Source organism: Citrobacter sp. wls708, assembly GCF_005281255.1.
GTDB lineage: Bacteria > Pseudomonadota > Gammaproteobacteria > Enterobacterales > Enterobacteriaceae > Citrobacter > Citrobacter werkmanii.
Map to the genome: position 1 here is coordinate 649,200 of NZ_SZXE01000015.1, position 23,407 is coordinate 672,606.

Genomic DNA, 23,407 nt, shown 5'->3' on the forward strand with positions numbered 1-23,407 from the left:
AGAGAAGGGATTAACGCAGGCCCAACTGGAAAATCAGCGTTTCAGCTTCACAAGCAAAAACAAAGTCAATATCCAGACGCACACCATCTGATTCTTCGGTAAAGGTAGAGGTGATTTGGCAAGGCTCAGATTCCACGCCACGCGCCTTTTCAGTCAGAGCGGCCAGCGTTTCTTCTGCCTCTGCGCGATTCGCGAACACACGGCTGTATGACGCGGTGCAATCGGAGTTGTCCATGATGGTGCCAACATCCATACAGCAGCAAACCGGGGTTTCATCAGCACTGCATTTACTCATTGTAGATTTCCTCTGTATTCGCACCTGAGGTGCCAGATAAACGATAGGGATATTTTACGCTCCCCTCTTTCGCCTCTCCAGTCGTTAATTGTATGAAATGCGATAAGTGACCGAAATCACACTTAAAAATGATCTAAAACAAAAATCACCCAAACAGGTGAGTGCGCATACCCGCAATTTTGCCAGCTGGATCGCGTTTCCGAGATCAGAATTGAAAATATTTATAAACATACTTGCAACATTTCAGCTGGTCAGACCTATACTCTCGGCACTGGTCTGATTTCTATGTCGTACCTCAGACCCTACACTTCGCGCTCCTGTTACGGTATGTAACATTGTTTGTATAAAAATAAATCTATGAGGTTATGGTCATGAGCCAGAAAACCCTGTTTACAAAGTCTGCTCTCGCAGTCGCAGTGGCAATTATCTCCACACAGGCCTGGTCTGCAGGCTTTCAGTTAAACGAATTTTCTTCCTCTGGCCTTGGCCGGGCATATTCGGGTGAAGGCGCTATTGCAGATGATGCAGGTAACGCCAGTCGTAACCCGGCACTGATTATGATGTTCGATCGCCCCACTTTTTCTGCGGGCGCGGTGTATATCGATCCAGACGTTAATATTTCCGGTAAATCGCCATTCACCGGACGTAGCACCGACGCAGATAACATCGCCCCTACAGCGTGGGTTCCCAACGCTCACTTCGTGATGCCTATCAACGAGCAGTTTGGTTGGGGGGCTTCTGTCACCTCAAACTATGGTCTGGCAACCGAATTTAATGACAGCTATATCGTTGGTGAGTACGGTGGGAAGACTGATCTTAAAACGGTCAACCTTAACCTGAGCGGTGCCTACCGTCTGAATGACAGCTGGAGCTTTGGTGTTGGTTTTAATGCCGTTTACGCCGATGCTAAAATTGAGCGTTATTCCGGTGAGCAGACCGCCGCACTGCCGAAAGTAAGCCAGAAGATCGCCAGCCTGAAGGGTGACGAATGGGGCTACGGCTGGAACGCCGGTATTTTGTACGAGCTGGATAAAAACAACCGTTACGGCTTGACCTACCGCTCTGAAGTTAAAATCGACTTCGATGGTGATTACAAAAGCGGTATTCGTTCCCAGGCCAATGCGTTACCCGGCGCTGGCACCGCGTTTCCATGGGGAACAACCAATGCCACCGTCCCGGGTTCTTTGACGCTGAACCTGCCGGAAATGTGGGAACTGTCGGGCTATAACCGCATCGCTCCGCAATGGGCTATTCACTACAGCATGGCTTATACCAGTTGGAGCCAGTTCCAGGAGCTGAAAGCAACCGGCACCAACGGCCAGACGCTGTTCTATAAAGAAGAAGGCTTTAAGGATTCTTACCGCATCGCGCTGGGCACAACCTACTATATGGATAAAAGCTGGACCTTCCGTACCGGTATCGCCTATGACGACAGCCCGGTTCCTGCAAGCAAGCGTTCCATCTCCATTCCAGACCAGGACCGCCTGTGGCTGAGCGCGGGTACGACTTACGCATTCAATGATGACGCATCTATTGATGTTGGTGTTTCTTATATGCACGGTCAGAAAGTGACCGTCAAAGAAGGCCCGTATACTTTCGATTCTGAAGGAAAAGCCTGGCTGTTCGGTACCAACTTCAACTACGCATTCTGATTTTCTGCAGACATTAAAAAAGGTGAGCTTTTTTAGCTCACCTTTTTATTTGCCTCAATTCCTTACTCGGAATCAATATCTTTTAAATCATCCTGAATGGCTTTCGCGTTCGGGTTTTCTTCTGGTTTAAGTTTCCCGCCGTTCGCGATAAAGTCATGACGCTGGAAGTAGGCTTCACGTACCATGATGTAAGGGTCGGAAGACTGACGCAGCAGACCGTCGGAATCAAGCAGCTGTGCGCGGGTTTCAATCCCTTCGACTGTCCATTTACCTATCGACAACGGCCAGGTCAGCCAGGACAGTACCGGATACAGCGTATCCACCATATCGCCACCATCATCGCGCAGCGTGAAGCTACCGTAGAACGGAAGCTGCATATATGGTCCGTAACCCACGTCATAGTGGCCTAACGTACTGCCAAAGCGGTGTGGTTCAACGCGCTGCAGCTTCGGATTCGCCATACCCGCCACATCGATAAAGCCGCCCATACCCAACAAGGTGTTCAGGAAGAAACGGGTAAAATGCACCATCCCCTGATAAGGATCGCCTTGCAGGAAATAGTTGACCATGACGGCCGGCTCTTCAAGGTTGCCCGTAAAGTTGCTCAAACCATTACGCGCCGGCTGCGGGACATAATCACGCCAGGCTACTGCTACCGGTCGAACAACATAGGGATCTAACACATTAAAGTTAAAGTTGTACATTGTGCGGTTGAACCCTTCAAATGGATCCGAACGCCCCTGCTGTTCAGTACCGGAGCTCGCACACCCCACCAAAAGTGTGGTTCCCAGCGCAAGCGCCGACAGGCGAAGCTTCATAAGTGTCTCCCTGTGTAATATGGCTATCGCTGATTGCCATCCATGACGGAACGATGACGTATCCGCCTGTTAAGATGTGAGCGATTGTAACAGCACGTCAAACGATGTCTATATACCCGGTCTTACTGATTTGATCATAGCCTGGTTATGCACACTACGCGGCGGTTCTATTTTAGCTAACCCGATAAAAACAAACGTTACCATTTTTGCTATCTCAGACTTTCTCCCGCTGATTTTCGGATAAAAACCGCTACGCTTTAGCAATACGTGCTTATGCAGGATTCGGCTATGAATGATATTGAGAAAGAAAAAATTGATCGGCACAGCGACGAAATCCAGGTCGAAAGTGATGAAAAGTTAGAAGGTAAAAAGATAGAGGTCGATGAGGACAGACTCCCCTCGCGCGCCATGGCGATTCATGAACATATCCGCCAGGATGGGGAGAAAGAGATGGAACGCGATGCGATGGCGCTGCTGTGGTCGGCCATCGCTGCCGGGCTGTCGATGGGCGCTTCGTTACTGGCAAAAGGGATTTTTCACGTGCAATTAGAAGGCGTGCCAGGTGGATTTCTACTCGAGAACCTTGGTTATACCTTCGGGTTTATCATCGTCATCATGGCCCGCCAACAGCTTTTTACCGAAAATACCGTCACTGCCGTACTACCGGTTATGCAAAACCCTACCCTCGGCAATTTTGGTCTGCTAATGCGCCTGTGGGGTGTAGTTTTACTGGGTAATATTATCGGTACCGGCATTGCGGCGTGGGCCTTTGAATATATGCCGATTTTTGATGAAGAGACCCGCGACGCCTTTGTCAAAATCGGTATGGACGTGATGAAAAACAGCCCAACAGAGATGTTTTCTAACGCGATTATTTCTGGCTGGCTGATTGCTACAATGGTCTGGATGTTCCCTGCGGCCGGTGCGGCGAAGATTGTGGTCATTATTCTGATGACCTGGTTGATTGCGCTGGGCGATACCACACATATCGTCGTCGGCTCGGTGGAAATTCTCTATCTGGTCTTTAATGGTACGCTGCACTGGAGTGATTTCTTCTGGCCCTTTGCGTTACCGACACTCGCCGGAAATATCTGCGGCGGTACGTTTATCTTTGCGCTGATGAGCCACGCGCAGATCCGCAATGATATGAGCAACAAACGCAAGGAAGAAGCCAGGCAGCAAGCAAAACGCGAAGAATCGAAACAGAAAAACCAGAAAAAACAGGCTTGAATGGTGACTGTTTGAGCAGTCAGGCGGCTTGAGACTTACCGTTGAGGGTAAAAAACGCTATACTCGTGCCGCTTCGTCCCCTTAGTTAAATGGATATAACGAGCCCCTCCTAAGGGCTAGTTGCAGGTTCGATTCCTGCAGGGGACAATCTGAGCGCTTATGTCCCCTGCTAAATAATCCTACGAACCCCGTACCACGCAAGGCTTAGAGCCGAAATCAGTATCCAACCATTTCCAGCCGATAGCTTTCGCAGCCACGAACAAAAGTATCTCTTTTCGTTACTCTGACACAGTCAGAACGTCGGGAGAGATATCTATGGCCTTAACTAATATTCAGATTAAAAATGCAGCTCCCGACGAGAAGGACTACACCCTTTCAGATGGGTCAGGATTATTCATTATCATAAAACCTCAAGGTTCCAGGCTCTGACGCTTTCGTTACCGACAGGATCAACTGTTCTTTTTTGCTGACGATATAGCTCGGTAACTCCCCATGAAAACTGCTGGTAAGCAGTTCATAAAGAGAAGGTGAATTTCTGCGCGTGTAGACTTCGTTTTTCTGTTATGGATATGATAAATTCATTTCATCCCATCAGCCGCAGAAGTAATGTTCACCTCCTGTTCAAGACTTGCGATTAAAGAGGCCCATATTGCTGTAATATATTCATTTAGCATCGCATCATTTAATGGCTCTTCCGCACACTGGTTCTGAGCACAGAGATTCTCAATATAAAAGTCCAGTGAACGATAAAAATCTCCGACATTATATTCCAACGCAAATGCCAACAGGTAACAGGCGCTAATCATTGCATATTGAGCAAATGTTCCTTCTTTAGCAGGGAAAGTGTCCGTATCAGGAACTCTCCTTATACAGGCATCCCGTAAATGGCATAAGGATGAAGCAGGCAATCCTGAAGCCGAAGTTAATTTCAACGCATTAATCATATTTTCATAAAACGGGAGAAGCTTCTCATCATAAAGACCATCAAAGTGCGCGACACAATTACTTAGATCACGCAAAACTAAAACACCCAGCATTAACTTTCGGTGAAAATCGAGTTTCTCGATATCTTCAGCATACTTATCAAAATAGTGATTGCTATACATTTCAACTTCCTGACTATGTGATGATTCGTTAAGAGTAAGTTACCGTGTCGGCTTACAATAATAGCACTGAGAGACATTGCCTCTTTCTATTCTGGTAACGGGCGCCCTGTCGCGTTCCATGCACTGATAAAATCGTTAATATTAAAATCGATTTCTTCCTCTTCCAGCACATCCAGTATGTCATGGTAAGAATGTTGACTCATACCGGGTTCCTGAAGCCAGCGAAGTAATCCTTGCTGATTAAGGCCCTCCGATGCTACGCGAATTTCACTTCGCAATGAAGACTGCATGTGCGCACGCGTGGTGTGACTGAGCCCCTGCCGCAAAGCTGCTCGTTTACCTGAGGTCGTAGGCATGGCGTAGTCAGTATTCTTTTGTTTAGACTCTTTTATCCACTGACTTATCTTGGTTTTTGAAGTTTTGAGTTTGTTTGCAATTTCATTCTGGCTAATCCCCTCCAGGGACATTGCTAATGCCTTAGCTTTCCTTGGATCACCTGCTTTACGTTTTTTCTGTTTCTCCACCCAGATTTTATGTTCTGGCCATGAAACCATAGTACTTTTATTAACTCCGGTCTGCCTCCCAATATCGGTGAGAGATAAATCACCTTCGACTAAAAGGCGTCTTGCTTTGGCTACATTATTTGCTTTTATCGAAGATTCTGCCTTCATGGTTTTAGCGAACTGGCGTTCTTCCTCGGTATAAGACTTTCCGGTACGTTGGCCTTTGCTAAGTTTATGTGAAAAAGGCCGACTGGTGGTGACATGATGCTTCAGCATCTTATGCTCGCATTCAAGACAAACATCCCGGGAGGGTTCAATATGTTTTATTTTGCTGACCTTATTAACCAAAACGGCCTCGGCATGCCCGGCATCTTCCACAACAGTGATACGATGGCTACGTGCCCAGATTTTTAATTTCTGACAAACAGGATAGCTACTTGATGAAAGGTAATATTGATTGTTGTTATCCACCCCAATTGCTGTTGTTGTGCAGTCCCGAACAAAGGGATCCAATTCGTCAATAGCTGAACTCAATAAGGCTTTCATTTTTATCTGAACAGATTGAGCAGCATTACACTCCTTGCCGACCACCTGTTTTATTGTCGCAATTTGCTTCATCAGTACATTTTCTCTTTCAGAGACTGAGGCAGCAACATCATTTGTTTTTAAATTCTTAAGATCATGCTTCCAGTTATGCAATGTTCTTTCGGCAACCTGAGTCTCTTTTGCAATGGCTCTCACCGACCGCTTTTCAAGCAAGAGTTTCTTCGCTTTTTCTTTATCCTGTATCCTGGTTTCTTTTTGTTTCTCAGGCCTCCGGGCGCGATATTCGTCCATACGCCGCAAAGTACCCGTTGGAATACCGGTTTTCCTTGATATCACGACAAGATCTTTATGGGTAACGATATCTTTATTACACATAAGTTGAGCGGCTTGTTGTCTCCCCTGGGTTTTCTCTGCTTTGGCCTGATTTTGTTCTTCTATAATTTTTCGGTAGATGGGCCATTTAGCGATACGGGAGCGAGGAATCCCGGTTTTCTGCTCAATAAGTCGGGCAGCTACGTTTAGTTTCACCAGACGTTCAGCCCACTGAGTATCGGTTTCTCCTGGTTTGCGTAATAACATGTCGCTGCTGATTTTTTCGTCCGATACTGCTGCTGGCAACGCTACTGGATGTTGCTCCAGAGTCGCGCTGCCAGCCGCCATCGTTTTTTTTACCTTACGCTGATAGGTTGCAGTCGTACCGTATTCAACCTTTCCAGCATCAAGCCGCAGGTAGCTACCGCCGCCAATTAATGTAATTCGCTTCTTCCCGGTAATGGAAATATCACTTGCCGAACCCAGAGTCAGCTTCTTCTCTGCAAACAAGCTCATGCTGGCGTTTTGCGCCTGTACTTCTACTGGCCCCTCGCCGGATTTCAGGCTCAGTTGTCCGCTCCGGGTAAACACCCCCAGCTTATCCCCGGCAAGCGCTGTCATATTGCCCATCGCTCCGACACTGATATCACCTCCTGCGTTGACAGCAACATTCTTCGCGGCTGTCATTTGCAGATGCTCCCCGCTGGTCAGGGCCACTCCTTCAGGCGCCGAGAAAAGCACGGCTTCATTGAGCGGTTTCAGTCGTTGCTCAAACATCTGTATCTGGTTGTCGATATCCGCCTTCAGGGACTGCGCCTGCTCTGCCGCCATTCCCAGCTGTTGCAGATGCTGATTAAGCAGACCGATTTCCTTCAGCGCGGCGTCCCTGTCCAGCGCGTCACCCTGCGCCTTTGCCTGTGCATCCGCACTGACAAACAGCCCCTTCCCGGCGCGTATGGTTCCCCACTCATCGGTACGCAGCTCAGCTCCTTTGCCGCGAAGTTGCCGCTGGCTGTCTACCAGGTGCCCGCTGTTGAGCTGCGTCCTGCCATACTCCGTGGCGAGCTTGATGTGCTCCTCACCGCGCTTGTCTTCCATGCGTAATTTTGAGTTGGCCGGTGTCCGGAGGATGTTCCGGGTGTGATTGTCCCGGTTCACGAGGTCGGGATGTTCGGAGTCGTGCAGCGCATATGCTATGTACGGCAGATCAATATCACCGTTGCTGTACGCTATCGCCACTTCTGTCCCGTCAGTGAGCGGCGTATGCCAGCCCAGCGTTTCACCGGCAGTCGGCTTCGCCATTCGCAGCCACAAATAGCCGTAACCTGGCTCCGTATTTTCACGGTCGAAGTCCAGCTTCACCCGATAGCGCCCCTGATCATCCATATGGGCGTAAATGTCATTTTTTTCCCGGCTTTCAATCCGGGCCGGAAGCGTGCCGTGAATTTCCGGACGCGGGATTTCCGCCGGGCGGAAACAGTAACGCTCAGTGTAAGGCATTCCCCAGACAGACACGTGCAGACGGGAATCACGAGCCCCCTCGAAGGTCACCAGGGTGAGGATCATGCCTTCTTTCAGGTCGGCTATCACATTCCCCTGCGGCTCGAGTACCTGCCCGGGGGTGAGTTGGGCAGCGTTGCTGTACAGGTGGATGCGGGCTGATTTGTTGAGCTCCCGCTCGTGGTGGATGCGGGCATAAAAGGCGCCGGATTCGGTCTCCGGCTCCGGACTGGTGTCATCACCCGCGTCACGGTAAGGCGCTGCGTAGCGGTAATGCTCCCCGGTGGTGACAGCATCACTGCGCACGCTGACCGCCGCATCCATCGGCGTGGAAGCCTTGCTGTAGTTGTAGTCACGTGTCTTGACCTTACCGGTGACCACTTTATGCGTAGTACGAAAATCCCATACCGACTCTTCGGCGCTGTCATTCAAACCGGACGGTTCGCTATAGGGCAGGCGCACACCAAACCGGTAGCCAAGCTGGCTGTCAGCAAAAACGTACGTATCCAATGCACGGGCGTTATCCATCTCCGTGCGCCAGTATATCCCTACCTCAGAAAGAATACGCTGGATGAACTGCAAATCGCTTTCCCGCCATTGAGTTATCAGACGCCTATCCGGGTAGCCTCGTTCCAGCTGAAATTCGAAATCGGCCCCTTCCAGCCCATGTTCGCGAAGCACCTGTTCTATCACCTCCGGTACCGACTGGAACCGAAACAGGCGACACTGCCGGGTTTCCGACAGCAACGCCAGGCGGGAACTGAGTGTGAGACTGTAGTGAGACTGGTCTTCTGAGGTGGAGAGCCATTCCAGGTGGGTTACTATTCCATGGACATTTTTACCGCCACGCATCAGCAACGTCGCATATTTCATCAGTACCTGTTCCGGGGGGATATTCTCCTGCGGTGTGGTGAATGCAATCTCCCACGAAAACGGCTCGCTCAGAGCTTCCCTGCCGCGAAAACGCAGAACATCCGGCTTTACCGGGCTGTCATTGATCATCAGGATATAGCGGTTTTGTCCGTCAAATAGCGCTGGCCAGTTATCCATCACGTCACTCCTTTACCGGCACGAGGCTGAGCCAGCCATCACCCAGTTCAATCGTACGGGGTGTGTCCGGGTCGAGCTCGTCACGGGTCAGCACCAGGCGCCAGCGGTTCTCCTTCTGATCCGGTCGATTAAACAGCCCCACCACCGCCACGAAGTGAGCGTCTTCATCCATAGGCATATTGAGCGTCACGCTGCCTTTGGGCATTACCAGCAGCTCTTTCGCCGCCAGCGCATCCTCTTTAAGTATCGTATCGGCCTGGCGCAGCAACGTCTGGTAATCGGCGGCTTCAACCGCTTTACGATCCCTGAGTTGATAGACTCGCACCATTGTCGCCAGCGGCGTCTGTGCGCCATCGGCGTTTACGGCCGTGCGCGGAGTAAAATCCAGATGCAGCGTTTTAATTTTCTTGTAGAAGATGGAATTCGTGATGCTGACCGTACCGTCCGTGACGGTCTGCGTCAGACCGCAGCCAGCGAGCAGGCTACAGGCAATAAGTGTCAGCGCCCGCCAGCGGGTTACTGTTGTCATTCAAAAGTTCCTTTTGTGAGAGAGGGAGCACGTGATTATTCGAAGCGGTAATGTCCGTCTTCAGCGGGCGGGAGCGCAGAACATTGCAGCCCTTCATAGCAGCCCAGACTGACGGTGAGACTCTCCCGGCTATTGCTGAATTTGCCTGCTTTCAGGCCCAGCAAACCGGTACGGCCCAATTGGATACGCCTGCCTTTGCCAAGTCGCGGCTCAGGCAACAACCGCACGGGTACGGTGAGGCTCAGTCGGGCGTCGCTACGGTAGCCGAGATAGACACGCAGCAGGACCAGCAAATCGGTATGGAGGACACCTCCGGGTAACCAACCTTCCGCCTCATCCGGGTCCGCTGTCTCCAGCGTCACCAGCACACGACTACATGATTCCTTTGCCGTTTTACCCAGCGTGGCCCGCTGCGAAAGACGGACGCGGTTTTCGGTGCCCAGCCCACTGCGATTTTCGATATGGACCTTAACCGGATCGGGTTCGGTGATGAATGCCCGGGTATTCGGTTCCAGCAGGCTTACCAGGGCCCGGATACCTTCGGCATTGCGTGTGGGCAAACGCATGGTGCCCAGAAGGGCCAGGAAACGGGAAACCGGTGTTGCCACCTGTTCCGCCGTGCCTGGTATACCGAGTCCCACCAGCCCCAGCAGACACTGTGATGTGGCATCGCGGCCACCCGCCTCGAACGTCGCCGGATACGCGTATTTTCGCCAGATCCGGTAATACTGCGTGGTGATGCGGTGGCTGAAAATATCCAGAAATGAGGTGACCGCCTCGTGTCCTTCGCGGCGCTGCGCAATATCATCCAGCCAGGACGTCGGCAGAGGGGAGTCCACCCCATACATCCCGAGAAATGTCGTGCGGACCGTTGGGGGTAATGTCGGATGGTCTTCGTCGGTCTCCACCGCTTTGAGGGTACTGACCGGGAAACCCATACCAGGCCAGGGTCTGAATCGTACCGGATCATCGCCCGGATGGCTGGTGGCACCCAGTTTTGGCGCGTCCGGATTTTCCTGTTCCAGCAACTGGCAGAAACGATAGAAATTGGCCCGCCAGATGTCTTTGTTAAGGGCCTGCGTCAGCCCGGTACGTGCTGGCTGTGATTCTCGCGCCATCTCAGTCGTTTCCCTGTCGGTTGCAGTACCAGCGTAAGCTGGTTAAAAAGGTGAATATCGGCATAGAGCGCGAAGAACCTGTGCAGCATCTCGCCGAAGAGGTTTACATCGCCCTCGCCTGCAAAATTATCCATGTTCAGCGTGACCTCTATGTCCACGCCCCGAAGCATAAAGCCCTTCTCAAAACGGCGGATCAGGGTGTGCTTCACGGCAACAATTGCTTCAAGCCGACGTCGGTTCATTTCATCGTCGGTCCAGTCATAGAGCGCCAGCGTGCCCCGCAGAACCTCCGGATTGTCCATCATGCTGAGGAAGTTTGAACCAAGGTGGCTCATCACCCGCCAGTGAAAACGGTCGTTTGCCGGGGGATATAGCGGCATCGTCGGTGCTGTGACGTTCAGTACCCTGACGGGCACTTTGCCGGTTTTGACCACTCTGTCCAGGAGCGTACTTTCCAGCGCTTTGCGCGGAAGCTGGCCGTTGGTGCCAGTTATTCGCATCGAGAGGGATTCTGGTTTTTCGGACAGTTGCTCCAGCTCGAATGAACGTCCCCCGAGAATTAGCCAGGTGTCATACAGGCCAGAGGGGCCGCGTTTCACGCGGGTGTGGTAATAACGTTCAGGGGCATCGTGGCGCATCATACCGCCCCGGTGCCGGAAACTGGTGAACGGTACATAGGGGTGTTTACCATTCTTCACCGCACCGTGGATGTTATCGACGCTGTAAATCTCGGTGTGACCATCCTGAAGACGCAGCGGCCTGAGCAGGTATTCGTTATCCAGCGGATCAAGTGTCATCGGATCGGCTTCGAGGGTAAAAAGATTGATGACCGGGGCACAGTGCAGCCGGAAGTTTTCTGTCTCAAAAGGCAGATCGGATGGCCAGGCTTCACTGAGCACAATGTCGATTTCAAACCCGGTGCTGGCCGCAGTGAGCCCGATGGCGTCGAGGCCGCGCAGCTCAACGAACATAAACTTTGGACGGAAGCTGAAATATTCAAGCAGTAGTTGGTAACCACTGAAGGCAGTATCGGCTTTCTTCCACAGGCCATCATTGTCATCAAAACCCATGGGTTTGCACCAGCCATCAAACTGATAACGTTCAGTATGCGTCCCGGCATGACGGGCATACATTGCATGTACACGCCGGGTCATTGCCAGATGCAGCGCAGAGCTAACCGGACTCTCTGCGTTAAGAAAAATGGCGACTTTGTCTACCCCGGCTTTACTCCAGTCCACTTTTTCAGGGCATTCGAAGCGCAGACGGATAGCAGAGCGGCCATCGGTTTCAGTATGGAGGTGAGCATCTGCAAGGTGCAGTGGTTGTAGCGGCACATCGCGGGTCGTCCGGTACTGACAGGCGGTTCTATGCGGCCCGACAGGACGTGACAAAACGGAGAAGCCTTCCGCCAGCATTTCAACCTGACGCAGACTACGCCAGTCAGGAGAGAACTCGACGATGGCCAGCGACGGGATAGTCCGCATATAATGCGGCCACAGCAGACTTACCAGCCCTTCGGTCATTTCCGGCAGATCATCATCCAGCTTTTCACGCAGACGGCCTATCAGGAAGGCAAAGCCTTCAAACAGACGTTCCACATAGGGATCGCGGGCGCCGGGTTTATCCAGATTAAGCATTGCTGCCCGATCCGGATGGGCTCGGGCAAACTCTTTACCCGCCTCACGCAGGTAACGCATCTCTGCTTCGTAATAGCGCAGGGTCAAATCATCCATGCACGGCATTCCTGAAAATTTTTAAATAGAAAATTAGCCACAGAGCACCATGGCACGGGTCGGGCGGTTCAGTTAACGCGAGATACTCTATCCTCATCGGAGTGTGCTTCCGGGAAAGCGGATCCTGAGCGAGCGTCATATAAACGATATGCGGTGGGAAACGTTACATAATCATGGGACAAAGGAATCCTTCCTTTGGCGCGAGATTATGTTTCAGCCAGTCACAGAGCCATGCCTGCCACTGCCGAAAGGTCATAAACTACCACGGGGATAAGTTTGCCCGCCCATCGTTACTGGCGCTCTTCTGCGCCAGCGGCGACACTGAAGATAGTATCGGGCAGCGTGAATCCCTGTAGCTTCAGTAATGCAAGAGGGCCATTGCCGAGCTCGCTGCGCATCACAAACTTCAGAGGATTGCCATCGGCAGTGATCCACACCAGTTGTGTACGGCTGGCATCGAGAGGTGTGATCCGGGCTTTGTTCAGCAGGCGAATGAAGCCCCAGTTACCCTGATTACTGGCGTAGAGTTGCATGCCACTGTTTACACTACGCCAGCTGAGCGAGACGCCTGGATAGTAAGTATTCCCCGGCCAGATAAAACTCTGCCAACTTTCCATCTGATTGAAGTAATCCAGATGCTGCTCATCGAGGGTCAGTTGCACCCTGGCAACATCCCGTGAAGGACGCGCCATCAGTTCGAAGTTAACACCGGCATCGCCCTGAGAAAACACGATATCAGACAGCTCAGCCAGCTGATTAATCGCCCGGAGAAAATCCGGACTGATAACCATCCCCTGACTTGCGGAAGGGTCAATGACCCAGCGATTCCCCTCCTGGTGGAGAATCCCGCCAAGATTCGTTTTCAGAAAGGCAGTGATTCGACCCGAGTCGCTACGCAGGAACTGAGCCAGTAATGGCAGGGAGGCATCGCTGCCAGTGGCTTTAAACGGGTACCGTCCCGCAAAGGCCTTATTCCACTGTTCGACAATGGTTGCCTGCCAACGGGCATTGAGGCTACCCGCAGCCGGGACAAGTACCTGCCGCCAGGCCAGATCAAGCGGTTGTACAAACAACGACTGACCAAATCCATACCACTCCTGCCCCAGACTCGCCGCAACCAGACTGCCGTAGTCGCGGGTATCGGTCAGATCGATGGCTTTGCCCTGGAATATGGTCTGAGCCAGCATCTGAGACATGGCCTGCGGATCCGGGGCGCTGGTGACCTGCTGAAGCTTGAGCCGCACCTGAGTTACGCGGGCCAGCCAGGACTGGAAACTGAGATTACCGTTTCTACCGGTACCTTCTTTACCTTCCATCACCCCCATAAGTGGCCCAAACACCCCATCGAGTGGTCCTTTAGGACCCTGAGCTTGCTCTATAAACTGTTTTGCATTTTTTTTCTGACCGATCAGCTTCTTCGCTGAGTCCACTATCGAGTCGGCAAGTAGCTCCCCCTTCTGCCCCGTTTTCCCCTGGAAGTTTAGCGTGTTCATCAGGGCAACCAGCGGGGACTGACGGACATCACCAATGAGACTGAGCTGGGCAATCGCCTCAGACAGTGACGCAGCTTCCTGCCACTGAATGCTGTTTACCATTTTCAGCCAGGCATTACCAAAATCGGTAAAGTAGCGTTCAGTCAGGCGAGCCTTCAATGCCTCCGGGGAGATATCACTCCCTGTCTGATGTGTCTTCTCCGTCAGCACCCAGTCAATTTCATCGCGGCGGGCTTTGACGACTTCGTTAATCGCATCCTGTACCTGCTCTTCCCAGGCCTGACGCGTAAACATTCCCGGGACGACTTCGTCAGTGCGGAATACCGTTGAGGCATCAGTATCGCCGGTCATATCGGCAAGCGTTAAATCAGGCCAGTTGCTGGCCACGCGCTTAAGCATCTCCTGATATAACCCGGACTCAGCGTTCCGCTGGCCTATTTGCTTGAGCAGGATCTGACGGACCGTGCTGATTAGTTCAGCATCCGGCTTAATTTTCCATTCCGGGTGTACCGGGAGGTTCTGCGCATAGAAGCTCAGCAGTTTCGGAGCCAGCGCCTGCCACGTGCCATCCGGCACATTCTGGCGTTTCGGTAAGGCTTTCAGCACGTTTTTTGCCAGCCATTCTGCGTCCGCTTTGTCCGGACGAGCCATCATCAGATAACTTTTGAGCACGTCGTAGGTATGCTGTGTACCCTGCGTACGGGCATCACTGGCAGGAGGAAGTTGCACAAAGGCATTCAACTGCTGCCTGAGACTATCTGCTGTGGCATCCCTCATCAGCTGTGCGTTATTTTTCGCATACAGCGGCCAGAGTGCGGCCAGCGTGTCGCCGTCCTGGTTAAGACCAAATCGTGTGTACCATGGAGCGCCGGTCGCCTCACGATGTTGCAGACGGGCAATGGCTTGCTGTAGTACGAGCTGGTTGTGCAGGCGTACAGCCAGTGGTTTTGCGGTATCTGCTGCCTGCCTCGCGGTTTCCTGCGCCTGATAAATCTGGGTACGGTTAACGATCAGGGACAGCAGTGTACCGGCCCCCCACAGAACAATCAGGGAAAGCAGAATTAACCGCAGCATCTTCAGCCAGTCGAAGCCCAGCTTTCTGCCGCTGGAGGCATCACAGTCATCAATGATGGCTTTCCAGGTCGGTGTGTCGAGGCGTGTGTTTGGTATCGTTCCGGCAACAGCCAGTTCTGGGCTGAACATGACACCGCGTAAACGCCAGGCCGTGGATCCCTGCATCAGCCCGCTGAGCAAAACAGCCAGACTGTCTTTCAACTCCTGCCGTAGTCGGAGGGACAACTGAAGCAGACCGAAATCAGCCGGATTATTCAGTATCTTTGCCATACCCACTTTTTGCAGGTGTAGGGCCAGTGTAGAAAACCCTTCACCCGCGCTTTTTACGGTGCATTCCAGCCCGAAGATAACCCCTGTCGCCGCCGTTTCCTCGCCCTGCTGAGCACCGGTAGCGTTGTCAGTCAGCCACAGCCAGACAGGCGCCTGCCAGCCAAGCTGATGGTCGGCTTTCTGGCGGCAACGCAAGAAGGCATCCCGTTCACTATCCGTAGGGAGGGCTGAGGTACTTATTACCTGAATGATGCCATCAATCGGTTGCCTGGATCGCAGGCGCTTCAGTTTTGAAAGGAAGATCTCATCCGGAAGTGACTGCGCGTCACCACCATAAATCAGCACGTTGCCGTCGCCTTCCTGCCATAGGTCATGACACAGGCCCGGGGCCGCTTTTTGGACGTCGTCCGGATTACCCATCACCAGCAGGAGTCGCACCTTATGTTGCCAGCGACGTCCATAGCGAAACCGCAGATGCTCAGACACCGCGTCTTCGCTGAAGACAGGTTCTTCGTCGTCGTCTTCGCTGGCAATGGCATTCATCACCGGAGAGACACACTCCGCTTTTTTCTGCCCCCACTGGAAATACAACCCGGATTTACCCGCGTGGTCGAAAGCCTTCTCAGTCAGCCAGCCGAGTAAAAACAACGCAGCAACCAGTATGGCGCATAATGTGAGTATGCGTTGGCGGTCATAGAGTCCGAAGCCGGTGGCCGAAGCCACGCGTTCCGGAAAGGCATAAAACAGAAATGCCACGATGACCGTCAGAAAAAAGGCGACAGTTACAACAGAACCAATGAGAGTTTTTACTTTTACCTTAGACATTCCTGGGCGATTCCTTGCGAACTTCTTCTTTGGTGATGACGGCGATCCAGATGTCATCTTTGTCAGCGGCGGGTTGTGCGGCGATAACCTGCCCCCCTCGTTGTTCAAAGACTGCATCGGCGAGCGTGATAGCAATCCATGGAGCCGCATGGCCGGAGTAACCCAGCACAGGGTCGATACTGAAGTTGTCTTCTGAAAGGCTAAATTCAACTCCGCTCTCTTCGCAGGCATTATTCCAGCTGCTGCCTTTCGTCAACGTGGGGCCGGAGATCCAGCTTCCTTTAAGTTCGTCGGGCCTGGTATTTGCCCAGAGCAGCGCCCGGGTGAGTGACTTTGTGAGCGTTGTTTCTGCTCCCTTTTCGGGGCGATGAAGGCGGAGCGCATCCGGCCAGGCGTGAGTTTTGCGGTTGCTCAATACCACCATCGAGACGGCATCAGCGTCTTCTTCCCGGGGAGAAGGCGGTAAGGACAGCGTGATAGCAACCAGAATGCCCGGGTTGTCCCATCGCTTGTCCAGCCAGACATCAAACGCACCCAGACCTTTTCCAGCCAGCAGGCGAAATATCCTACCTGTTTTGAGTAAGAGCTCGGCTTTTAGCTGCTCTTCAACCAGGGGATACAGGTCACTGTCACAGTCCAGCATCAGCCAGTATGGCAGCTCTGAAGGAAGTGGCTGAACGATTACATCTACACGCGTGGTCAGCTTGGTAACCGCTGCCGTCAGCGCTTTCGATAAATCCGTCTGATATTCTGTTAATGCCGCGTATCTGACCGGTTTGTCGCATCCTCTTGGGTGTGAGAAATCGATAGCGGGAGCAGCGACCTTCATTACCTCCAGCAGGTCGCCGGTTTTGTTTCCGGCCGGACTCTGAATATATGTGCCGAGGATCCAGGCGCAGCGCTGACCGCGCAGAATTTCGCTGTCGATGAGTGCTTCCCGCGCGGCATTGCGTGATTCAGCACCAACCTGTTCTGCTTTATAGGCAAACCGGCGTAAACCGAAAATAAGCCCCCAGGTGCAAAATGGAAGAGCCAGAGCGGTGAACCAGAAGACAAAGCCGCTTCGCTCTGACGTCCAGCACCATAGCGTGAGTGCTATGCCCGCCAGCATGACAAACGCGAGAAAAAGCAGCCAACGGCCGGTGCTGGGACGCGCTATCTTAGGAGCCTTTTCAGGGATGGCATCCAGCCAGACGGGCATAATCAGGCAACCTTTGCTGCGGCAAATGAACTAATCAATGTGCAACCACAGGCACATTTGTGGCCGTGAAAGGCAACCGGGATACCATGATCAAGGTAATCAGGGTTTCCTTCTACGATGGTTGTAGGGCCATGTCCCGGAACCGGGCAGGACACTTTGTCGCCTTTGCGAGCAACGCCGATACCGCCAAATTTCATCGTTTCTGAGGCGGTCAGTACTGAACCACCGTGGGTAGTTTTATCGCCTTTACGGATAATCTGGAGCATTTTATTCCTCTCCAGGGATAGGTATCCCCATGTTAATTGATGCTACTTTGTTAGCTTTTAGTGTGAAATCCAGATACATATCACCTAGCGTGTAACTGATTTTTTCAGGTGTTATTTGTGCCTGATTCGCAGTATAGGCTTTAAACACTTTATCAGCAGGGTCGCCAACTTTTATTCCGCGTAGCGTAGAATACGCTGGCGTTTCTATGTTAATTGCCGAGATTATATAATCATCATCAATTGTATATTGTCTCTTATCATAATTGGCATTTGAGGAAACCAAACTTATATCTTTATAATTATGCATTGTGTATTTATATAACCCTCCGGCACCATTAGGGAAGTCTCCTATATAAGAAGAACCTGTTTCGTCTTCATCTATGCCAGAAAGTTTATTGCTATAGAAAGAACCAATCCCAATCCATTTCTTATTTTTTATGACAATAAAGCCAATAATATTAATTTGAGTGCTATTATGAAGTGTGGTGGTTGGATTGAATTCTTTTAGTTCTGATTGGGGAATCCAGCCGAATACATCTTTTCCCGAAGTTGTCACATACTGTGCCAAAATGAAACCTGCATATTTTTTGAGGGCATATACATTGTCACCTTTAATAATAAAAGTGCTTTCTTTTGGGCAGTTTCGGTCAGGCGCATTATAGAGCATAACCTTTGTCTTAACCGCTGTTGCGAATGCATTGCTTGGTGTTTTGAGCCCTCCGCTAAAAGCCTGAGTCGCCGCTAAATCAGAAACTAATTCACAATGATTTTTTATAGGGTGATTGCTTTTTATGTCGATGTGTTTTAGTTGTGATTTGTCAAGCCATCCAGTGACTGACCATGACTCATTTTTTGCATAAGAAGCAGAAACATAACCGTTGTATTCTGTATGCCCGGTTATAATATCTCCTGGCACCAAGAAAAGGTCTTTTATTTTGCAGGTTTTATTCGGGGAGCTAAAGAAATGAAGCCGCTTTGTGGATATCACTTCAAAAGAATTGTTATCCGGATTAATGTAAGTTTGCGATGCTTCAGATTCTCTTCCAAAATTTCCGCAAACGTCGTTCGCAAATGCAACACTGGAATATAAATAAATTGAGATTAGGAAGATAAACTTCAGAATTATGCATTCCTTCATTAAAAGTCCTTTTATCGCTTTGAAGTATGTATTTTTATTAAGGCTCTACCTTGAGCCAAGTATGAATCATCCATGACTATGTATGCTGAATCAGCAATAACTGCTATGGTTTTTTCGGGTAGTTTTCAAACGAAATAGACTGTACAATATTCGATGAATCAAGGCAGAAGCTTAGCTTCATATCAAAGTACTGATAAAATCTGCAACCGTCCTCAGTATCCTTATGACTACTCATTCCATATTTTGAAGTTACCATATTCCAGCTGTCGCCGACTTTTATGCCTCGTGTGGTTTTATATTTATTATCAATAAATGTGTTCGCTGACACATATGTATCATCAAAACCTAATCTTTTCGCTATTATCTCATTGGCCTGAGATATTGTCACAATTTCGTTTTTAATTGTTAAAGTCCAGGATTCGAACCCATTATTAAAACCGTGATTGTCGGGATCAGGAAGTTTTACACCAGACTCTTTAGCCCACTTATTTAATTCAGGTGTGGCCTTTCCTAAAAGAACGGTTTTTTGGCCATTTTCTGTCCATGCAAAATCATCGTAGGTTAACTCATTATTCTGTTCATCACCAGGGGCAATTTCTTCGTTCTTTACCCATCCATCAACAACTGCGCCATTTTTATTAACAAAGTTTACGAAACTATATTCTTTGTTTTCTCTATACTTAAGCACTTTATCATTATTGATGATGAATATGCTCGTCTTACAATCGCTATTGGGTAAAGAATAATAATAAACTCGTCCCTTTGATGTAGCTTCTTTGGGTACTGGTTCTTGAGAGGGATTGTAAGAATAATAACTATTGTCTGCTTTGCAATTAGTTGAAGCGATTGAATTCCCTGCAAATAGCAACAATGACAAAAACAAATTTAAATTGAGATGCTTCATTATTTGGTCCCTTTAAAACTGGATCATCAAAAATCAGTTCATTGCCGAAATAATGGTAGTCATCGCAAAGCCCTCCAGATACAGACTCATTTCTCAGAACCATTATTTAGGTGGGACATCAGACATTTCTATCATGCTAACTGAATCGTCTTTTTTGCAAAAAGTTAATTTCATCCAAAAGTAAGGGTAAGATAAACATGATTGTCCGTCAACAATCCCCTTGCCTTTGCCATATTTATCTAACATATCATTCCAACTGCTGCCAATTGAGACACCACGATATGTTTCGAACCCCGCGCCAGATATGTTAAAGATAGCTAAATAGGTCTCGCTATCATTATCGATCCTACCTTCTATGGACTTATCAACTTCGTTAAGTCCGACATATCCTCCATCGAATGATACTGTCCAGTTGTTTTCATCAATTCCAGCCAATGATGGGTCAGACAATTCCAGTCTGCTTTTCTGTGCCCAGCTATTAAATTTTTTAGATGAGGAACCTAATAAAATAGGCGATTTGCTTTTATAGGTTACTAGAAAATCATTTATATTTATAACATCTTGTGTGTTATTTTGAGGTGCTACTGTACTCACGCCATTTGAATGAACCCACCCGCTTGTTATTTTATTTTTGTCACTTAAATAACTTACATATGTGAAGTTTTGACTTTCATGATATGCAAGCAAATGATCACTATTCACAACAAACAAATCTTTAATTTTGCAGTCTTCTTCTGGAGCAGAATAGAAATACAAGCGATTCTGTGTGTTTACAATCATTTCTTTTGGAGGTGAATTTATTAAGATATTTTTAGATGCTATATTGTCAAGGCAAGCTCCGTGTGCGCCAGTGATCATTGAACATGTTAAAATAAAAAATGGTAGGTAGGTTTTCACAATCACTCCTTGTATCTAGGGATATCAAACACTATATCGGAAGATATTGCCGAAAGGTCATGGCCACAAATTTTTCGGATGTTTTTAGATATTTCATTTGCCCAGTTGACAGACGATGCGTATTCATGACTGGCTGGGGCTTCAGGATTCCATTTCATCTTGTAAAGAGTGTTTTGGAATTTATGTTTTGTACTGTTAACAAAATTTGCAGATATATATTGAGCACCACCATCAATGGCAAGTTCAGGGGTAAACCATCCTTTATAGTAAGCTGTGCCGAGTCCGCCCAATGTAGCATTGTTGTCAACGGCCCCAATCCCGTACATATTGTATACTTTCCTCTCGCCTTGATTTTTATAATTGAACGTTCGTCCTCCCCCCATTCCTCTTGGACTACCGTTTCCTGTTTCAACTACCGCGTGAGCAGCGAGATAACATTCATTTATATCGTATTTCTTAGCCGCTTCGATAAATATCTTCTCTTGGCCAGATAGTGTTCCTTTACCACTTAAAAAAGCCTTTAATTGTTCCTCTGGAACTCCCATGTAGCCTTTGATCACCAAGAACTGAAATATACCCCCCCCTCTTTATCTTCATATTTCTCTGGGTTGATATATTCCCCCACAACACGTTCTCTTGACGCGGGTGATATTGGGTCATTTCCATACATATTTAACACTGTCAGTTGCTTCTTCAACATTTCTTGTAGTGTAAGTTTATAATCAGTATATATGTATTTAATTTTGCTATTGAGCTTCATCATCCCCAAAAACATTATTGGATGCATATGCCATAATGAAGGCCCGAGCTTCTCAGTGGACACATCCTGCATCCATACCATTTGATCAAGAAAATCTTCGCTGTATTTCTTCCATTCCGGAGCGTCTTTTTTCAGCGGATTCAGGAATGGTTGCCAGATAGCATCGTCTTTTTTGAAGTACCAGTCGCTGGGATGTTTTACAATAGTTTTCTGAATGACGTCACGATAATCAGGGTTGTGAAGTGCTCTCCAGTATTCCATTGGAGAATAGCGTTCACTTCCGCTGTCAATTTTATCCAGCAGGCGCTGATAATTATGCTTAACCAGGGCATGACTGGTTCGCGTATCACCGGTCGCAGCCTCATAGAGCGAGTTGATAAGGCTGCGGAAGAATCCAACAGGCTGGTTTTTTCCATCCAGGTAATCAAAACTAGTAGGCTCTGAGGTTTCAGTTCTAAAACCTAGCTTCGCCAGATCATACTGTGACAGAAGTTGAGGCTCCGCCTGGCCTTTGGGCACATAGGCATTTTCCGGCCGCAGCTGCCAGTATTCTTGCTTTGTTGAGTTATCAGTTTCTGTTGTGACCTGACTCAACGGTAGAATTCCTGTCCGCGTTGTTGACGTCGCCCCCTTTGCGAAAGTGCCCTTCGCAACATCTTTTGTGAAAAGAGCAAGACCAGGAGAATACTTCAACCAGAGCGGGTTTTTCTCCCCCACTTTTTCTGGGTTGGTCAGGAAGTTCTCCAGATTATCATCCATGCTCGTGCATTCGATATGTACCTGGTATCGTGCCTCATAACCACCGTCTTTTGGTGCCTGATAGTAGCCCATGTGGCCGAGCGGGTCACCGGCCTTAATAGCAAATGGAGAACTGAGACTTACTGTCTTATCGAATACCATGACTTCCTTTGCGGGAGGAAGCAAATGCCGCCACCAGCCTGGACCGGCCCCCGGCGCTGGCTTAATATTGTTGTTATCCACAACAACCCAATAGCGCTGACCAGGTGTGAGGATACTGCTGGTTTCTTCTGGTAATCCTTTTAGTATCACAAGGCCATATTTTCGCTTGTTATTTCCTGTGGCGTTAAGATTGCTGTCTGCTGGGTCCCACTCCACTCTTGCCCCTTTAGGCATGTGTCCGGCAATTTGTGGTGAAGTTTTATCTGAAGTCAGTTTCGCCGTCAGCCAGTCCATTTCAGAATATGCTCTTAGAGTATCCTGAATGACCCACTGATTTTCTGCTTCAGCTTCATAAGCTGAATACGGCGCAAGATGCATATACAGGGTGTAGAAATGCAGCCCGCTGGATTCTTTATCACCCGGTTGAATGTAGTGTTTTACCAGCACAAATGAGCCGGAAAAACTCAGTGGGCCGGATTCCCAAGCAAGCGTCAGATAGTCCTTGCAGATCCGATAAGCAACTACTTCGCCGTCAGCCATGCAACGTACAGCCTGCTCGCCTTTGAAAGCAACCGGGAAATCGAATGCCTCCAAAGGTGCCTTGCCACTGAGAGCACACCACGGTGTCGTGGTATGTGTTATATGAATACCGCCATGCCACATCCCACTACGGCCAATTGCGTATTGTCCGGTTGACTCCCCACCCAGATGCGAAAGGATATCTTCCTGACTACGAAATTCAGTTCCACGGTTGTTAGAGGGGATCGGCCAAACGATATTTATTTTCCCCTTAGTAGAGGCTGTACTTTTATTTACAGCCGTTGCACCAGCATAGCGATAAAGTTTATATGCAACACTATTTTCCCTGTACTCTTGGGCAGGATAGAATCCACGGTCCTGCACAAAGTCAGACACCCATTTGGCTCCATCGAACATGGTCATATGGCCATCGGTATGCTTTCCCACGGCTTGAATGATTGCAACATCACCGGCTTGTTGTCCTGAGATGGAATAAACGCCACCACTAATTACCGTTGTTACACCTTCAACAGGTCTAAAATTATTTTCAACCAACCAAGGCCCGTAATCTTTTGCTGAATTAATTCCGGAGTTTTTTGCCGACAGCCCACCAGAAATCAATGCCAATTTTACATAATGTGCACATCTGGACTTTCCATATCTCAGTTTTTTATCTTTGCCGCTATCAAAATTCTTTTTGTTTATAGCAGCAATAGACGCCGCATTTGATTTTAATGTGCTCAGAGCAGTGTTTTGATTGAACATTGT

At 49.3% G+C, this 23,407-nt stretch carries 16 protein-coding genes, 1 tRNA gene and 1 pseudogene; 3 read left to right on the forward strand and 15 right to left on the reverse strand.

Annotation, left to right across the window (positions count from 1 at the left end; all coding sequences use genetic code 11):
- Window positions 1-10: 10 nt before the first annotated feature.
- Window positions 11-295 (reverse strand): YfcZ/YiiS family protein, encoded by a 285-nt coding sequence (locus tag FDW97_RS08335; RefSeq protein WP_038642389.1) that lies wholly within the window; start codon window positions 293-295, stop codon window positions 11-13.
- Between the two features lie 371 nt (window positions 296-666).
- On the opposite strand from FDW97_RS08335, the gene fadL reads away from it, so the two are divergent.
- Window positions 667-1,947: a long-chain fatty acid transporter FadL gene (gene fadL, locus FDW97_RS08340; RefSeq protein WP_038642391.1), complete on the forward strand. Its 1,281-nt coding sequence runs from the start codon at window positions 667-669 to the stop codon at window positions 1,945-1,947.
- A 62-nt stretch (window positions 1,948-2,009) separates the two neighbouring features.
- Here the strand turns inward: fadL and mlaA are convergent, their stop codons facing one another.
- Window positions 2,010-2,765 (reverse strand): phospholipid-binding lipoprotein MlaA, encoded by a 756-nt coding sequence (mlaA, locus tag FDW97_RS08345; protein WP_038642393.1) that lies wholly within the window; start codon window positions 2,763-2,765, stop codon window positions 2,010-2,012.
- Between the two features lie 297 nt (window positions 2,766-3,062).
- On the opposite strand from mlaA, the gene FDW97_RS08350 reads away from it, so the two are divergent.
- Both FDW97_RS08350 and FDW97_RS08355 read left to right on the forward strand, forming a co-directional pair.
- Window positions 3,063-3,995 (forward strand): formate/nitrite transporter family protein, encoded by a 933-nt coding sequence (locus FDW97_RS08350; protein ID WP_137350965.1) that lies wholly within the window; start codon window positions 3,063-3,065, stop codon window positions 3,993-3,995.
- Window positions 3,996-4,070: 75 nt separating this feature from the next.
- Window positions 4,071-4,142, forward strand: a tRNA-Arg gene (locus tag FDW97_RS08355).
- Window positions 4,143-4,573: 431 nt separating this feature from the next.
- Here FDW97_RS08355 and FDW97_RS08365 read toward each other — a convergent pair.
- The 13 genes and pseudogenes from FDW97_RS08365 to FDW97_RS08425 all read right to left on the reverse strand — a co-directional run bounded on the left by FDW97_RS08365 (window position 4,574) and on the right by FDW97_RS08425 (window position 23,404).
- Window positions 4,574-5,101, reverse strand: a complete 528-nt coding sequence (locus FDW97_RS08365) for a hypothetical protein (RefSeq protein WP_137350887.1) — start codon at window positions 5,099-5,101, stop codon at window positions 4,574-4,576.
- Window positions 5,102-6,792: 1,691 nt separating this feature from the next.
- Window positions 6,793-9,012, reverse strand: a pseudogene (locus tag FDW97_RS08370) (type VI secretion system Vgr family protein); the annotation flags it as partial.
- Window positions 9,013-9,016: 4 nt separating this feature from the next.
- On the reverse strand, window positions 9,017-9,541 hold the full coding sequence (gene tssJ, locus FDW97_RS08375; protein ID WP_137350888.1) for a type VI secretion system lipoprotein TssJ: 525 nt from the start codon (window positions 9,539-9,541) through the stop codon (window positions 9,017-9,019).
- A 35-nt stretch (window positions 9,542-9,576) separates the two neighbouring features.
- Window positions 9,577-10,659, reverse strand: coding sequence for a type VI secretion system baseplate subunit TssG (tssG, locus tag FDW97_RS08380; RefSeq protein ID WP_137350889.1), 1,083 nt, complete (start codon window positions 10,657-10,659; stop codon window positions 9,577-9,579).
- Window positions 10,623-12,392, reverse strand: a complete 1,770-nt coding sequence (gene tssF / locus FDW97_RS08385) for a type VI secretion system baseplate subunit TssF (protein WP_137350890.1) — start codon at window positions 12,390-12,392, stop codon at window positions 10,623-10,625. The genes tssG and tssF overlap by 37 nt, the downstream gene beginning before the upstream one ends.
- Window positions 12,393-12,682: 290 nt before the next feature.
- Window positions 12,683-16,054, reverse strand: coding sequence for an ImcF-related family protein (locus FDW97_RS08390; protein ID WP_137350891.1), 3,372 nt, complete (start codon window positions 16,052-16,054; stop codon window positions 12,683-12,685).
- On the reverse strand, window positions 16,047-17,255 hold the full coding sequence (locus tag FDW97_RS08395; RefSeq protein WP_137350892.1) for a hypothetical protein: 1,209 nt from the start codon (window positions 17,253-17,255) through the stop codon (window positions 16,047-16,049). Before FDW97_RS08395 ends, FDW97_RS08390 begins: the two co-directional genes overlap by 8 nt.
- Before the next feature lie 2 nt (window positions 17,256-17,257).
- Window positions 17,258-17,521, reverse strand: a complete 264-nt coding sequence (locus FDW97_RS08400) for a PAAR domain-containing protein (RefSeq protein WP_032418592.1) — start codon at window positions 17,519-17,521, stop codon at window positions 17,258-17,260.
- A 1-nt stretch (window position 17,522) separates the two neighbouring features.
- Window positions 17,523-18,659 carry a hypothetical protein gene (locus FDW97_RS08405; protein ID WP_137350893.1) on the reverse strand — a complete coding sequence of 379 codons (1,137 nt, stop codon included), beginning with the start codon at window positions 18,657-18,659 and terminating at the stop codon, window positions 17,523-17,525.
- A 103-nt stretch (window positions 18,660-18,762) separates the two neighbouring features.
- A complete protein-coding gene (locus FDW97_RS08410) occupies window positions 18,763-19,563 on the reverse strand; it encodes a hypothetical protein (RefSeq protein WP_137350894.1) in 801 nt (266 codons plus the stop codon).
- Window positions 19,564-19,665: 102 nt separating this feature from the next.
- A complete protein-coding gene (locus tag FDW97_RS08415) occupies window positions 19,666-20,460 on the reverse strand; it encodes a hypothetical protein (protein ID WP_137350895.1) in 795 nt (264 codons plus the stop codon).
- Between the two features lie 2 nt (window positions 20,461-20,462).
- The gene (locus tag FDW97_RS08420; protein ID WP_137350896.1) at window positions 20,463-21,005 is read right to left on the reverse strand and encodes an N-acetylglucosaminidase; all 543 of its coding nucleotides are present in this window, start codon (window positions 21,003-21,005) and stop codon (window positions 20,463-20,465) included.
- 11 nt (window positions 21,006-21,016) lie between these two features.
- Entirely contained in the window at window positions 21,017-23,404 is a 2,388-nt protein-coding gene (locus tag FDW97_RS08425; protein ID WP_249359789.1) for a hypothetical protein, read from the reverse strand.
- Between the last annotated feature and the right edge of the window lie 3 nt (window positions 23,405-23,407).

Coding starts and splice junctions, on each gene's coding strand:
- FDW97_RS08335 (WP_038642389.1), bottom strand. CDS start 295: ATGAGTAAATGCAGTGCTGATGAAACCCCGGTTTGCTGCTGTATGGAT.
- fadL (WP_038642391.1), top strand. CDS start 667: ATGAGCCAGAAAACCCTGTTTACAAAGTCTGCTCTCGCAGTCGCAGTG.
- mlaA (WP_038642393.1), bottom strand. CDS start 2,765: ATGAAGCTTCGCCTGTCGGCGCTTGCGCTGGGAACCACACTTTTGGTG.
- FDW97_RS08365 (WP_137350887.1), bottom strand. CDS start 5,101: ATGTATAGCAATCACTATTTTGATAAGTATGCTGAAGATATCGAGAAA.
- tssJ (WP_137350888.1), bottom strand. CDS start 9,541: ATGACAACAGTAACCCGCTGGCGGGCGCTGACACTTATTGCCTGTAGC.
- tssG (WP_137350889.1), bottom strand. CDS start 10,659: ATGGCGCGAGAATCACAGCCAGCACGTACCGGGCTGACGCAGGCCCTT.
- tssF (WP_137350890.1), bottom strand. CDS start 12,392: ATGGATGATTTGACCCTGCGCTATTACGAAGCAGAGATGCGTTACCTG.
- FDW97_RS08390 (WP_137350891.1), bottom strand. CDS start 16,054: ATGTCTAAGGTAAAAGTAAAAACTCTCATTGGTTCTGTTGTAACTGTC.
- FDW97_RS08395 (WP_137350892.1), bottom strand. CDS start 17,255: ATGCCCGTCTGGCTGGATGCCATCCCTGAAAAGGCTCCTAAGATAGCG.
- FDW97_RS08400 (WP_032418592.1), bottom strand. CDS start 17,521: ATGCTCCAGATTATCCGTAAAGGCGATAAAACTACCCACGGTGGTTCA.
- FDW97_RS08405 (WP_137350893.1), bottom strand. CDS start 18,659: ATGAAGGAATGCATAATTCTGAAGTTTATCTTCCTAATCTCAATTTAT.
- FDW97_RS08410 (WP_137350894.1), bottom strand. CDS start 19,563: ATGAAGCATCTCAATTTAAATTTGTTTTTGTCATTGTTGCTATTTGCA.
- FDW97_RS08420 (WP_137350896.1), bottom strand. CDS start 21,005: ATGGGAGTTCCAGAGGAACAATTAAAGGCTTTTTTAAGTGGTAAAGGA.
- FDW97_RS08425 (WP_249359789.1), bottom strand. CDS start 23,404: ATGTTCAATCAAAACACTGCTCTGAGCACATTAAAATCAAATGCGGCG.